This is a genomic window from Methylomagnum ishizawai (genome assembly GCF_900155475.1).
Lineage (GTDB): Bacteria > Pseudomonadota > Gammaproteobacteria > Methylococcales > Methylococcaceae > Methylomagnum > Methylomagnum ishizawai_A.
Genome location: NZ_FXAM01000001.1, coordinates 1,126,264 through 1,139,686 on the forward strand (window position 1 = coordinate 1,126,264; position 13,423 = coordinate 1,139,686).

Below are 13,423 nucleotides of genomic sequence, written 5' to 3' on the forward strand. Positions count from 1 at the left end.
GCCCGACTTTTTTGGTCCGGGGCCGGGATGGCGGCGCGGCCCGCCTGTTTTCAAGCCCTTAGCCTGCGGCCAAATTCGGCCTGAGCGCTTCTAGCAATCCCGCCGTCGCGGCTTCCAACATCTCCCGGACCTCGATGAAGGCCGCGTCGTCGGCATGGAAGGGGTCGGGCAGGCTCCGGGTCCCGAGCCGGGGGGCGTAATCCAGCATCCGCACGATCTTGTGGACATGCTGCTTGGGGCAGATATAGCGCAGCGTGTCGAAGTTGTGGCCGTCCATGGCCAGGACTAGGTCGAAGCGCTCGAAATCCGCCCGCCGCACCGCCCGCGCCCGCTGTCCGCTGATATCGATGCCGAGTTCCGCCATGGCTTTTTGAGCGCGTGGGTCGGGCGGCGCGTCCGGGAAATTGGCATGGGTGCCCGCCGAATCGACGAAGACCACGTCCCCGAACCCGGCGTTCTCCGCCAGGTGCCTGAATAAACCCTCCGCCATCGGGGAGCGGCAGATATTCCCCATGCAACAAAACAACAGCTTCACGTCGTCCATCCTCCTCGGAATCCAGGGCGCGGCCTAGGTCGCGTTCCCGTCCGCGCCGCCCAAAACCACGAAGATACAACAGCGCCCCTTCCGCCGCGAGTCCTGCCGCGCCGGTGCCGCTTGGGACCGGGGTTTTGCCGCTACACTTCGGGGGTGGATAACACGACCCCGACCTCCCAGGAGCCTATGCCATGAGTCGATCCAAACCCAAAACCCCCGGCGCATCCGCCACCGATCCCGTCGCCACCGCCCCGGCGCAAACCCCGGAACCGCCCAACCCGGAAGCCGCGGCGGAAATCGGGGCGATCAGCCACGGACCCACCGCGCTCTTGGTCGCCAACGCCCCCGCCGGCACCGGGGAGGACAGCGACGAAGCCCGGTTGCCCCAGGACTACCCCTATCCGGGCCGGATGCGCAGGCGCGAATACGAGCGGCTCAAGCAGGAATTGCAGATCGAATTGCTCAAGGTGCAGAGTTGGGTGAAACAGTCCGGCCAGCGCATGATCGTGCTGTTCGAGGGGCGGGACGCGGCGGGCAAGGGCGGCACCATCAAGCGCTTCACGGAACATCTCAATCCGCGCGGGGCCAGGGTCGTGGCCTTGGAAAAACCCACCGAGGTGGAGCGCGGCCAATGGTATTTCCAGCGTTATATCGGGCACTTCCCGACCGCCGGGGAGATGGTGTTCTTCGACCGCTCCTGGTACAACCGGGCCGGGGTGGAGCGGGTCATGGGCTTTTGCAAACCCTTGGAATATCTGGAATTCCTGCGCCAAGCCCCATTCTTGGAGCGGATGTGGGTGAACAGCGGCATCCGCTTGTTCAAGTACTGGTTCTCGGTCAGCCGCGAGGAGCAGTTGCGGCGCTTCGTGGCCCGCCGCGACGATCCGCTCAAGCATTGGAAACTCAGTCCCATCGATATCAAATCGCTGGACCGCTGGGACGATTACACCGAAGCCAAAAAGGCCATGTTCTTCCATACCGATACCGCCGACGCGCCCTGGACGGTGATCAAATCCGACGATAAGAAACGCGCCCGCATCAATTGCATGCGCCATTTCCTCTATACCCTGCCTTATCCCGACAAGGACCCCAAGGTCGCCTGCGAACCGGACCCGCTCTTGGTCGGACCCGCCGCACGGGTATTGGAAACAAGCGAAGATAGTCCGGGATTATCCTAAGGGAGACCGTGCCGGAAACCCGCAAAAACGCTGGCCGGATGGGAATGAAGCCGGAAATGGGAGCGGGTGGGGTGGGGGTATATCGGACTGGGCGGCGCGGCGGGCTGGGCCGGTATGCGTGATTTCACGCGGATTTGTGCGGGTTTTCACATGGGCGGGGTTTCATTCGCCGCCCGCCGCCGCGGGTAGGATATCGTGGTCGACCTGGCCGCTGCCTTCGTCGATCATCGTCCGCAACATCATGCCATGGTGCTCCCCCAGGACACGTTCCAAGTGCCGTTCGATGGCGTCGGACATATTGAGCCCCTCCAGTTCGGACAAGGTTTTGACCAGCAGATGGGCGCGGGGCGACAGCATCACGGTGCGCTTGTACACCCGCTGATGCTGGGCGGCCATGCGCAACGCCCGCCGCAAGACCTGTATTTGCTCATCGGATAGCCATTCCCCGCACCACGCCCCCAGGCGTTCGGGGTCGCGTTCGGCCAGGGCCAGGGCGCCCAGGGCCGCGGTCGGGTCTTCGGTTTCCCAAGAGGGGGTCGAGCGGAGTTTCCGTTCCAGGAAATCATGGGCGATTCTGGCTTCGGCGGAGGATTTGAAAAGCTGGGATAGGCGTTCTGATATTTTGACCATGCGGCTCGGTGAATAGCTGTTATTGGCGGCGATTCCCGCCGAAAGCAATAATCGAGCCATATTGTGCCAGTGGCGGATTGATCCGCCCGTGCGACCGGGCCGGTTCCCTGGGGTCCAGTCGGGCCGCCCGCCCTAAGAAGCCTCCATATCGGTGCCGAGCCACCGTTCTTCCCGGCCCCAGATATAGGTATGGCCGGAGCCATACACGGTATACACCGTGAACAGGTTGTCCTTTTTGGCCTGGCGCTCGATGGCGGCCAAGTCTGCGGCGGTGGTGGTTATTGCCAACAGTTGATAACCCAGGTGCGAAAGGTCCACAGATTCGTTGGCTGGGTGGATGTCCATAACGATCTCCCTGCGAGGACGCCCTCAAGAGTGTTGAATCTTGAGTTTCGTATAGTTTCCGTCGCCGAAGCGCGAAAAAAGTCACGGAATCCATCGCGTTTCCGATGAATCCCCTTGCACGCGGGGCGGGGTTTCCAGCGGATGGCGCGGACAAGGGCGATACCGCCGTGCCGGGCCATTTTTACGCCCCGTTTATGCCGTCACCGCGAAACCTTACGCACTTTTTACCCGCCTTTTCCTAAGATCATGCCGTGCCGATGGCCCGGTGCCCATCGGCCTGGGTAGGCCCGGAACGGGCCGGTTCGCAACGCCATCCTTTCCCGAGGAGGTTCCTGATGGACATCCTGTATCTCGCCCTCATCCTGGTTTGCTTCGGGCTCGGTTTCGCCCTCGTCTACGGCTGCGACCGGCTCAGGAGGTCGCCATGAGCGGGCTTTATCTTGTGAGCGGGCTGCTGGCCCTGGGCGTCTTCCTTTATCTGGTGTTCGCCTTGCTCTACCCGGAGAAATTCTGATGACCCTGGATAGCCTGTTGCAAATCACGCTTTACCTGGTCATGTTGCTGGCCTTGGCCCGGCCTTTGGGCGTTTATATGGCGCGGGTCTACCAAGGCCGGCCAACCTGGTTCGATCCCAGTTTGGCCCCGCTCGAACATCTGATCTACCGCCTGTCCGGGGTCGATCCGGGGAGGGAAATGCGCTGGACCGACTATGCCATCGCCTTGCTGTTGTTCAATCTTGTGGGGACTTTGGCGCTGTTCGCCCTGCAGCGGTTGCAGGCCGATCTGCCGCTGAACCCGCAAGGACTGCCCGCCATCGGCCCGGATTCGGCCTTCAACACCGCCGTCAGCTTCGCCACCAACACCAATTGGCAGGGCTACGCGGGCGAAACCACGATGAGCTACCTCACCCAGATGTTCGGTCTCACGGTGCAGAATTTCGTGTCCGCCGCCACCGGCATGGCGACCCTGGTCGCCCTGGTGCGGGGTTTCGTCCGCAAGAACGCCGCGACCCTGGGTAATTTCTGGGTGGACCTGACCCGGAGCATCCTTTATATCCTGCTGCCGCTGTCCCTGGTGCTGGCCTTGGTGTTGGTGGGGCAGGGCGTGGTGCAGACTTTCGGAGCTTATCAGACCGTGGCTTTGCAACAGCCGGTCGGCTATACGCAGGTCCAGGTCGATGCCCAGGGTCAACAGGTCGCGACCCCGGTGGAAATCAAGGAGCAGACCCTGGCGCTCGGTCCGGCGGCGTCCCAAATCGCTATCAAGCAACTCGGCACCAATGGTGGCGGTTTCTTCAATGCCAATTCGGCCCATCCTTTCGAGAATCCGACACCGCTGTCGAATTTCCTGGAGTTGATCGCCATCCTGCTGATCCCCGCCGCGCTGTGCCATACCTTCGGCGCGATGGTGGGCGACGCCCGCCAGGGCTGGGCCATCCTCGCCGCTATGACGCTGATTTTCGTGGCCTTGGTGCTGGCTGCCGTGCCTTTGGAGCAAGCGGGCAATCCGGGCCTCGCCGCCTTGGGCGTCGATCAAGCCGCCTCGGGCACGCAGTCCGGCGGCAATATGGAAGGCAAGGAGGCCCGCTTCGGCATCGCGGATTCGGTGCTGTGGGCGGTGGCGACCACCGCCGCTTCCAATGGCTCGGTCAACGCCCTGCACGATTCCTTCACGCCACTCGGCGGCATGATTCCGCTGTGGCTGATGCAATTGGGCGAGGTGGTGTTCGGTGGGGTGGGTTCGGGGCTGTACGGGATGATCGTGTTCGCCCTGGTCGCGGTGTTCGTGGCCGGGCTGATGATCGGCCGCACCCCGGAATACCTGGGCAAGAAGATCGAAGCCTACGAGGTCAAGATGGCCACCTTGGTGATCCTGATTCCGCCCTTGTTGGTCTTGGTCGGGACCGCCGTGGCGGTGCTGGCCGACGCGGGCAAGGCGGCGGTCGCCAATCCCGGTGCCCATGGGTTCACCGAAATCCTCTACGCCTTCTCCTCGGCGGGCAATAACAACGGCAGCGCCTTCGCCGGGCTGTCGGCCAATACGCCGTTCTATAACACCGCGTTGGGATTGGCGATGCTATTCGCCCGCTATGGGCTGGTGGTGCCGGTGCTGGCCATCGCCGGTTCCTTGGCCGGGAAGAAGACCGTGCCGGTCGGCGCGGGCACTTTGCCGACCCATACCCCCTTGTTCGTGGCTTTGCTGATCGGCACGGTGATCGTGGTCGGGGCTTTGGCGTTCTTGCCGGTGCTGGCCCTGGGTCCGGTGGCCGAGCATCTGCAAATGATCGACGTCCATTGAACAGCGAGGCATCCACGATGAGCAAAAAAACCAGTTATTTCCTGGCCCCGCCCGGCGACGGCCCGACTGCCCAAACCCCGTCGGCGGTTTCCGCCGGGACGGCCCTCGCGCTCGAACCCGGACACCGCCCCAAAACCCAATCCCTCACCGATCCCGCTTTGCTGAAAGCGGCCTTGGCCGAGTCTTTCCGCAAGCTCACCCCGGCGGTGCAGGCCAAGAACCCGGTGATGTTCGTGGTCTATCTCGGCAGCTTGTTGACCACCTTGCTCTGGGTCCAAGCCCTGCTGGGCCGGGGCGAAGCGCCCGCCGGGTTCATTTTCGCCATCGCGTTGTGGCTGTGGTTCACGGTGCTGTTCGCCAATTTCGCCGAGGCGGTGGCGGAAGGCCGCAGCAAGGCGCAAGCGGCCTTCCTGCGTAGCGCCAAGCGCGACATCGTGGCGAAAAAACTGGACGAACCGCGCCACGGCGCGAAATTCCAGGCCGTGCCCGGTGCCGGTTTGAGGTTGGGCGATGTGGTCTTGATCGAGGCCGGGGATTTCGTGCCCGGCGATGGCGAGGTGATCGAGGGTGTGGCCTCGGTGGACGAGAGCGCCATCACCGGCGAATCGGCCCCGGTGATTCGCGAATCCGGCGGCGATTTCAGTTCGGTGACGGGCGGTACCCGCGTGCTGTCGGATTGGCTGGTGGTCCGCATCACCGCCAACCCCGGCGAAGCTTTCCTCGACCGCATGATCGGCATGGTCGAGAACGCCCAGCGCCAGAAAACCCCCAACGAAATCGCCCTGACCATCCTGCTGGTGGCTTTCACGCTCATCTTCCTGAAAACCACCGCCACCCTGCTGCCGTTCTCGCTGTACAGCGTGGAGGTGGCCGGGACCGGGGCGCCCATCACCATCACCGTGCTGGTGGCGCTATTGGTGTGTTTGATCCCGACCACTATCGGCGGCTTGCTGTCGGCCATCGGCGTGGCCGGGATCGGGCGGATGATGCAGAAGAATGTGATCGCCACTTCGGGCCGGGCGGTGGAGGCGGCGGGCGATGTCGATGTGCTGCTGTTGGACAAGACCGGCACCATCACCCTGGGCAACCGCCAAGCCGCCAAATTCCTCGCCGTCGCGGGGGTGCGGGAGCAGGATTTGGCCAGCGCCGCGCAACTGGCGTCCCTGGCCGACGAGACCCCGGAAGGCCGCAGCATCGTGGTCCTCGCCAAGCAGAAATACGGGTTGCGCGAGCGCGATGTCCACAGCCTGGGCGCGAGCTTCGTGCATTTCAGCGCCCAGTCGCGCATGAGCGGGGTCAACCTCAAGGACGGGCGGCCAATCCGCAAGGGTGCGGCGGATGCCATCCGCCGTTTCGTCGAGGAACAGGACGGCGAGTTGCCCAAGCAAATCCAAACCCTGGTGGACGAGGTGGCCCGCCGCGGCAGCACGCCCTTGGTGGTGGCCGAGGGAGCCAAAGTCCTGGGCGTGATCGAACTCAAGGACATCGTGAAGGGCGGCATCAAGGAGCGCTTCGCCGAATTGCGGCAGATGGGCATCAAGACCATCATGATCACCGGCGACAACCGGCTGACCGCCGCCGCCATCGCCGCCGAGGCCGGGGTGGATGATTTCCTGGCCGAGGCCACCCCGGAAATGAAACTCAAGCTGATCCGCGAGCATCAGGCCGAAGGCCGTTTGGTCGCCATGACCGGCGACGGCACCAACGACGCCCCGGCCCTGGCCCAGGCCGATGTGGCGGTGGCGATGAATTCCGGCACCCAGGCGGCCAAGGAGGCGGGCAACATGGTGGACCTGGATTCCAACCCGACTAAGCTGATCGAGATCGTCGAGACCGGCAAGCAGATGTTGATGACGCGGGGAGCCTTGACCACGTTCAGTCTCGCCAATGATATCTCCAAGTATTTCGCCATCATCCCGGCGGCGTTCGCCGGCACCTATCCGGCCTTGGGTGCCCTCAACATCATGCACCTCGCGACCCCGGCCAGCGCCATCCTGTCCGCCGTGATTTTCAACGCGCTGATTATCGTCGCCCTGATTCCCTTGGCGTTGAAGGGCATCCGCTACCGTCCGGTGGGGGCGGCGGTGTTGCTGCGGGATAACCTGTTGATCTACGGATTGGGTGGCTTGGTGGTGCCTTTCGTCGGCATCAAGGCGATAGATATGCTCTTGGCCGCGCTGGGCTGGGCTTGATTGATCCATCGAAGGAGGCGAAACCATGATTTCCCATCTCAAACCGGCCTGTGTGCTGCTGGTCGTTTTCACCGTGCTGACCGGGATGATCTATCCCGCCGCCGTCACCGGCCTCGCCCAAGTCCTGTTCCCGGCACAGGCCAATGGCAGCTTGATCCAGGGCCAGGACGGCCAACGGCAAGGCTCGCGCCTGATCGGCCAACCCTATAGCGATCCGGGCCTGTTCTGGGGACGGCCTTCGGCCACCGCGCCCTATCCCTACAATGCCGGGGCTTCCGCCGGTTCCAACCTGGGACCGCTGAATCCCGCGCTCAAGGCTGCCGTGCAGGCCCGTATCCAGGCTTTGCGCGAGGCCGATCCTGGCAATATCGCGCCGGTCCCGGTCGATCTGGTCACGGCCTCGGCCAGCGGACTCGATCCCCAGATCAGTCCGGCGGCGGCGGAATACCAGGTCGGGCGCGTCGCCAGGGCGCGGCAACTCGCCCCGGAAATCGTGCGCGACCTCGTTGCCCGCCACACCGAAGGCCGGCAATGGGGCGTCCTGGGCGAGCCCAGGGTCAATGTGTTGGAATTGAATTTGGAACTGGCCGCGCTGCCGCGTTGAGCCGGGCCGCTAGCGCCGGACAAGCCCAGGCCGATGCCGTAAACTCTCCGGCTTTGCGTCCATCCAGAGAGAACCATTCATGAGGAAGATTTTTACGCTCGCCTTGTTGTCCTGCGCTGGGTCCGCCCTGGCCGATGCAGCGCCGGTGTTGGTCGATGTGCCCGCCCTGGTCCACGCTTCCCAGGCCCAGGTCGAGCAGACACTCGGGGCGGCCGAGTTCTGCCGGAAATCCAGGCATGGGTTGGCATGCCGCTACGCCGCCTACGGGGTGGAAGTGGTTTTCGCCAAGGATAAGGCCGAGCAAATCATCATCAACGATCCGGGCGAACTGCCCTACGACAAGAGCGCTATCGCCCGCCTGGGATTCAAGGGCCAGGAGCCGGAGGTCGCCACCGACGAGGTCATGACCTGGCAAACCATCCCCGGCATCGCCGAGCTATCGCTGTTTCCCGACCACGACAAGATCGATTACGCCCTGGTCGTGGTGACTCCGCCACCGGGCAGGAAATAAGGAGGGCCGGACCCCGGCCTGCGCGGTGGTTTCAGGCGACCACGCCCAGGATCACCGCGCCCGCCTTGAACACCGCCGTGGCGGTTTCGCCGACCTTGAGCCCCAGGGCGTCCACGCTGTCGTTGGTGATGGTGGCCGCGATGGTGTCGCCGCCTTCCAAGGCCACCACCACTTCGGCGTTCACCGCGCCTTTCTGCACCCGCGCCACGGTGCCGGCCAGTTGGTTGCGGGCCGACAGCCGGTAGCCGCCGAATTCCTTCACGATCATGACCTGCGGTGCCTTGATGAGGGCGAGCGCGTCGCCGCCCACGGCCAGCCCCAGTTTGTCCACCGATTCGTTGGTGACCGAGGCGCAGAGGGTGGTGCCGCCCTTGAGGCTGATATCGACCTCGGCATAGGTGGCCCCGGTGCGGACGCCGGTGATTTTGCCGCTCAGTTGGTTGCGTGCGCTGGCTTTCATATTGGATCTCCTGGATCGGGTGCTTGGGTTGGAAGGACGGGTTCGGGCTTCAGGGCGGAGGCTGGGCGGGCCGTACCGGGGAGGCTGGTTGCGATGGGTTCCCGGCGCGGTCCAGCAGATAGGAGAACGACCGGGTCTTGACCAGGCAATATAGGGTGTCGCCCACCGCCAAGGCCAGGTCGCGGGCGGAGCGCGGGGTGATCTCGGCCACCAGCGGGCTGCCCGCGTCGATCCAAACCTGGACCCCGCTGCCCTTGGATTCGATCCGTAGGATACGCCCGGCGAATTGGTTCTGGATGGAAATTTCCGTGATTTCCCGCCGCGACAGGGCGATTTCGCCCCGGTGCAGGGAGACGTAGGCGATATCGCCGGGGGCCAGTTCGGCGCGCAGGGGCAAGGCCAGCCGCGTGGGCCCGCAGCGGGCCAGGGTGCAACCGTGGTCGGGGTCGTGGCCCTCGACCGTGGCCGCGAGCAAGTTGTCGGGACCGAGCGGACGGGGTCCGCCGTGCCCTTGGCCCATGAGGATATCGCCCAGGTCGCCGAACGCCAGGATGCGCCCGCCGCCGACCAGGGCCATGCGGTCGGTCAGGTGCAGGATTTCCGGCAAGGCGTGGGAGACGAAGATCATCGGCAGTTTGAGTTCGTCGCGGATTTTTTGCAGGAAAGGCAGGATTTGCGCTTTGAGGTTCGTGTCCAGCGCCGCCAGGGGTTCGTCCAGCAGCAACAGCCGCGGCGCGGCCAGCAGCGAGCGGCCCAGGGCCACCCGCTGTTTTTCCCCGCCGGAGATGCGGCGCGGATGGGCGTCGAGCAAAGGACGCAAAGCCAGGAGATCGACGATATCGTCGAACTGGAAACGGCGCTCCGGTGCCGGCCTGCGCTTGAAACCGTACAGCAGGTTGCCCTTCACCGAATAATGCGGGAACAACTGGCTGTCCTGGAACACCAGCCCGATGCGGCGGCGGTGCGGCGGCAGACACAGGCCGCTCGCGCTGTCGTAGATGGGTTCGCCGTGGAGCGTGATCCGGCCCCGGTCGGGCCGCACCAAACCGGCCAGGATGCCCAGGAGCGTGCTTTTGCCGGAACCCGAGGGACCGAACAGGCCGGTCACGCCGCCGTCCAGGTCGAGTTGGGCTTCGAGGTCGAAACGGCCCCGGTTCAGGGCCACGTCCAGATGCAACATGGTGGGCCTAGTCCCCGTTCAAACGGCGCTCGGCGCGGCGGGTGAGGATTTCGCTGCCGATCAGGGCGGCGAAGGCGGTGGCGACGGAGATCAGCACCAAGCGTAAGGCGGGGCCGTCGCCGTCCGGCGTCTGGGTGTAGGTGTAGAGCGCCAGCGGCAGGGTGCGGGTCTCACCTTCGATATTGCCGACGAAAGTGATGGTCGCGCCGAATTCGCCGAGGCTGCGGGCGAAGCCGAGGATGGCCCCGGTCAGGATGCCGGGCAAGGCCAGGGGCAGGGTGACGGTGAGGAACACGCCGGCCGGCCCGGCCCCCAGGGTGCTGGCGGCTTGTTCCAGCCGGGGTTCGATCAGGCTCATGGACAGCCGCACCGAGCGCACCATCAGGGGAAAGCTCATCACCGCCGCCGCGATGGCCGCGCCCTTCCAACTGAAGGCCACGCTGAGGCCGAAAGTGTCCTTGAGCCACGGTCCCAGCCAGCCGCGCCGTCCGAACAGCAGCAGCAGCACATAGCCCGTAACCACCGGCGGCAACACCATCGGCAATTGCAGCGCCGCCTCGATCAGCGCCTTGCCGGGGAATCGCCGCCGCGCCAACAGCCAGCCCAGCCCGATGCCGGGCGGCAGGATCGCCAGCACCGCGCACAGGCTGACCTTGAGCGAGAGCCACAGCGCGGAGAGTTCCTCGGGGGTTAGGGTGGACATGCCGGGCTTATTTCCCCAGCCATTTGAAGCCGTATTTCACGAACACGCCTTGGGCCGCCGGGCCTTGCAGGTATTTCAAGAAATCCTGGGCCTCGCCCGCCTGGGTGACCAGCACCGCCGGATAGACGATGGGCGCGTGGGTGTCGTCCGGGAAGCGGGCGATCACGTCCACCTTGGTGCTTTGCTTGGCGTCGGTCTCGTAGACGATCCCGGCCTCGCATTCGCCGCGTTCGATCAGGTTGAGCGCCGCCTTCACATCGTCGGCCCCGACCACCCGGTATTGGATGGTTTTCCACCAATCGAGATGGGTGAGGGCTTCTTTGGCGTAGATGCCGACCGGCACCGATTCCACCGTGCCGGTGCAAAGATTGCCCGCGAAGGCGTGGGCGAAATCGAAGCCCTTCCGCATTTCCACCTTGAAGCCCTGGCCCTTGGGCGCGATCAGCACCAGGGTATTGCCCAAGAGGTTGCTCAGCGAGTTGTGGTCGATCTTGCCCTTGTTGTCGAGGTAATCCACCCATTTGGTGTCCGCCGAGATGAACACATCGGCGGGCGCGCCTTGCTCGATCTGTTTGGCCAGGGCGGAGGACGCGGCGAAGGACAGCTTCACCGGGGTCTGGTGGGCTTGCTCGAAGCTTTTGGCGATATCGGTCAAGGCGGCGGTCAGGCTGGCGGCGGCGTAGACGGTGATATCGGCCAGGGCGGGCGTCGCGCCCAGGCCGTAGAGCGCGGCGGCGAGCAGGCCGGTTTTCAGGGTTGGACGGGGCTTCATGGGGCGGTCTCCTCAGCGATGGGTTGGCGAAAGCAAAAACCGGGCCGTATCGGGGCCGGACGGTTTGACGCGGGACGGAAAAACCAGCGAAACCGGCGGGTCTTCTTAATAGGACAATTGGAACCGGGTGAAGAACACTTTTTCCATGGGCCGGTCCACCACCTGCTTGGCGCTGTTGACCGCGCCACCCTGGAAATAGGTCTGCTCGTAATCGGCCATGATCTTGGTGTTCTGGTTCAGCCACCAACTGGTGCTGATGCCCCAGGTCGTGGCGTGTTGCACCGAGGCGCGGGGGTCGGCGAACAGGTACACAGGTTTGCTGCCGGTGCCGAAATTCTTGAAAGTGTCTTTGTCGATGTCCAACTCGGTCCAGCGGGTGCCGATCTGGAACGCGCCCCATTGCCCCTCGAAGGGGTTGAAATTGTGGCTGGGCTTCACGCCCATGAAGGTGTTGTCCTCGCCGGTCAGCACATAGGACAGGGAGACATGCCAGGCTTGGTTGTTCTGCCGGGTCTGGTTCACCGTCACGGGCTGGCCCGCCGCCACCGTGGTCGTGGTCTTGCTGGTGGTGCGGGTGGTGTTGGGGGCCACGGTGCTTTTCACGTCGGTCTTGACGGCGGTGGTGGTGGAATCGGTCTGCTGCACCGCCAAGTCCTGCGAGGACAGCGCGTATTCGGCCATCAGCCCGAACGGACCCCAGTACCAATAGCCTTGCGGGGCGATATGGTATTGCTCGCCGTTCGACAACGCGGCGGAGAAGGCGGTGCTGGAGGTCGTGGTCGTGGTGGTGGTCGTAGTCTGGCCAGTGGCGGGGGTATTGGATTGGGTCGCCGCCGTGGCGACGCTGCTGCCGGTGAGGGTGGTGCCGGTGGCATAGCTCAGGATGGTGTTCTGGCCCACCGACAGCAGGCTGGGCATGTTGCCCTGGCGGGTGGGTGTGGCGTAGGTGCCCGCGAACCCGAGTCCCAGGCCGTCCAGGGCGGCGATACCGGTATGCTGGAACGGATGCGCGAACAAACGGCCCTCGAAGGCCTTGTTATCGAAGCTGGTCGTATCCACGTTCTGCACCGCTTGGTTGTCCAGCGTGCCGTTGTAGACGCCGACTTGGTAGGTGAAGAAATTGGCGAGGTTGTTGGGGCCGCGATATTGCGGTTTGTAGCCGGGATAGCCGAATTCGCCGTGCAGCATCGCGCCGATTTCGCGATTGGGCACGATCTCGCTGACATAGGCGCGTTCCGCGAATACCAGGTTGGTGGCGGTCAGGGCGCGTTCCAGGCCCACGGGGCCGCGTTGCTTGCCCACCGACAGGCTGGCGAACGGGAAGTAATGCATGTCCATATAGGCGTCGAACAGCCGCGCCTGACCTTGCCCGAAATCGACTCCGACCAGGAAATCGTTGTATTTGAACAGGGTGCCGCCGGTTTGCAGGCGGGCGCGGCGCACCCAGAATTTATCCGTGCCCAGCCCGGTGCCTTGCTGGATGGGATTGGGCTGGCCGCTGGCGTTGAGTCCGACCCCGACCGCGTTGGAATGCTTGTCGTCCATGAAGAAATCGCCGTCGGTCTGCACATAGCCGCGTAGGAACAACTGATGATCGCCGCTCGCCGATTTGATACGGAACCCGGTCGAGGGGTCGGCTTCGACGGTGGCGGTGGTTTTCTTGGCGGCTTCCACGGTTGCCTTGTCTATTTCCAGCTTGCGCTCCACCAGCCTGATTTTCTGGTCCAGGGTTTTGAGGTCCGGGGTGTTCACCCCGGCTTGGGCGGCGCTGGCCGCCGGGGTCGCCGCCGGTTGCGCGGCCAATTGTTTGCGCAACCGGGCGTTCTCGCCTTCCGATTTTTCCAGCCGCTGTTCCATTTCCAACACGCGCTTTTCCATGGCTTCCATACGCTCCTCGAAACTCATCGCCGGACTGGCCGAAGGTATGGCGAACCAAAGCCCGGTCCCGGCCAGGGCCAGGGTTTTATTTCTATTCATCGCGACCCTCGGGGGTGGTAGTCGGTTCGCGTGCCACA

Annotated in this window: 14 protein-coding genes; 6 read left to right on the top strand and 8 right to left on the bottom strand. The window is 64.2% G+C overall.

Annotation, left to right across the window (positions count from 1 at the left end):
- Positions 1–58 precede the first annotated feature (58 nt).
- The gene (locus B9N93_RS05015) at positions 59–544 is read right to left on the bottom strand and encodes a low molecular weight protein-tyrosine-phosphatase (RefSeq protein ID WP_085211455.1); all 486 of its coding nucleotides are present in this window, start codon (positions 542–544) and stop codon (positions 59–61) included.
- Positions 545–726: 182 nt separating this feature from the next.
- On the opposite strand from B9N93_RS05015, the gene ppk2 reads away from it, so the two are divergent.
- The gene (ppk2, locus tag B9N93_RS05020; protein ID WP_085211457.1) at positions 727–1,713 is read left to right on the top strand and encodes a polyphosphate kinase 2; all 987 of its coding nucleotides are present in this window, start codon (positions 727–729) and stop codon (positions 1,711–1,713) included.
- Between the two features lie 162 nt (positions 1,714–1,875).
- Here the strand turns inward: ppk2 and B9N93_RS05025 are convergent, their stop codons facing one another.
- Entirely contained in the window at positions 1,876–2,343 is a 468-nt protein-coding gene (locus B9N93_RS05025; protein WP_085211459.1) for a hypothetical protein, read from the bottom strand.
- Between the two features lie 132 nt (positions 2,344–2,475).
- Entirely contained in the window at positions 2,476–2,688 is a 213-nt protein-coding gene (locus B9N93_RS05030) for a hypothetical protein (protein ID WP_085211461.1), read from the bottom strand.
- Positions 2,689–3,112: 424 nt separating this feature from the next.
- On the opposite strand from B9N93_RS05030, the gene kdpF reads away from it, so the two are divergent.
- From kdpF to B9N93_RS05055, 5 genes are all read left to right on the top strand, one after another.
- Positions 3,113–3,202: a K(+)-transporting ATPase subunit F gene (gene kdpF / locus B9N93_RS05035; RefSeq protein WP_085211464.1), complete on the top strand. Its 90-nt coding sequence runs from the start codon at positions 3,113–3,115 to the stop codon at positions 3,200–3,202.
- Positions 3,202–4,986, top strand: coding sequence for a potassium-transporting ATPase subunit KdpA (kdpA, locus tag B9N93_RS05040; protein ID WP_085211466.1), 1,785 nt, complete (start codon positions 3,202–3,204; stop codon positions 4,984–4,986). Before kdpF ends, kdpA begins: the two co-directional genes overlap by 1 nt.
- 17 nt (positions 4,987–5,003) lie before the next feature.
- Positions 5,004–7,178: a potassium-transporting ATPase subunit KdpB gene (kdpB, locus tag B9N93_RS05045; RefSeq protein ID WP_085211468.1), complete on the top strand. Its 2,175-nt coding sequence runs from the start codon at positions 5,004–5,006 to the stop codon at positions 7,176–7,178.
- 25 nt (positions 7,179–7,203) lie between these two features.
- Positions 7,204–7,782 (top strand): potassium-transporting ATPase subunit KdpC, encoded by a 579-nt coding sequence (kdpC, locus tag B9N93_RS05050; protein ID WP_085211469.1) that lies wholly within the window; start codon positions 7,204–7,206, stop codon positions 7,780–7,782.
- A gap of 79 nt (positions 7,783–7,861) precedes the next feature.
- Entirely contained in the window at positions 7,862–8,293 is a 432-nt protein-coding gene (locus B9N93_RS05055) for a hypothetical protein (RefSeq protein ID WP_085211471.1), read from the top strand.
- 31 nt (positions 8,294–8,324) lie between these two features.
- Here B9N93_RS05055 and B9N93_RS05060 read toward each other — a convergent pair whose 3' ends face one another.
- The 5 genes from B9N93_RS05060 to B9N93_RS05080 all read right to left on the bottom strand — a co-directional run bounded on the left by B9N93_RS05060 (position 8,325) and on the right by B9N93_RS05080 (position 13,385).
- A complete protein-coding gene (locus B9N93_RS05060) occupies positions 8,325–8,753 on the bottom strand; it encodes a TOBE domain-containing protein (protein ID WP_085211473.1) in 429 nt (142 codons plus the stop codon).
- Between the two features lie 49 nt (positions 8,754–8,802).
- Complete coding sequence (gene modC / locus B9N93_RS05065) at positions 8,803–9,933, bottom strand: molybdenum ABC transporter ATP-binding protein (protein ID WP_085211475.1); 1,131 nt, start codon at positions 9,931–9,933, stop codon at positions 8,803–8,805.
- Between the two features lie 7 nt (positions 9,934–9,940).
- Positions 9,941–10,636: a molybdate ABC transporter permease subunit gene (modB, locus tag B9N93_RS05070; protein WP_085211476.1), complete on the bottom strand. Its 696-nt coding sequence runs from the start codon at positions 10,634–10,636 to the stop codon at positions 9,941–9,943.
- Positions 10,637–10,643: 7 nt separating this feature from the next.
- Entirely contained in the window at positions 10,644–11,408 is a 765-nt protein-coding gene (modA, locus tag B9N93_RS05075) for a molybdate ABC transporter substrate-binding protein (protein WP_085211478.1), read from the bottom strand.
- Between the two features lie 105 nt (positions 11,409–11,513).
- Positions 11,514–13,385, bottom strand: a complete 1,872-nt coding sequence (locus B9N93_RS05080; protein ID WP_085211480.1) for an OprO/OprP family phosphate-selective porin — start codon at positions 13,383–13,385, stop codon at positions 11,514–11,516.
- Between the last annotated feature and the right edge of the window lie 38 nt (positions 13,386–13,423).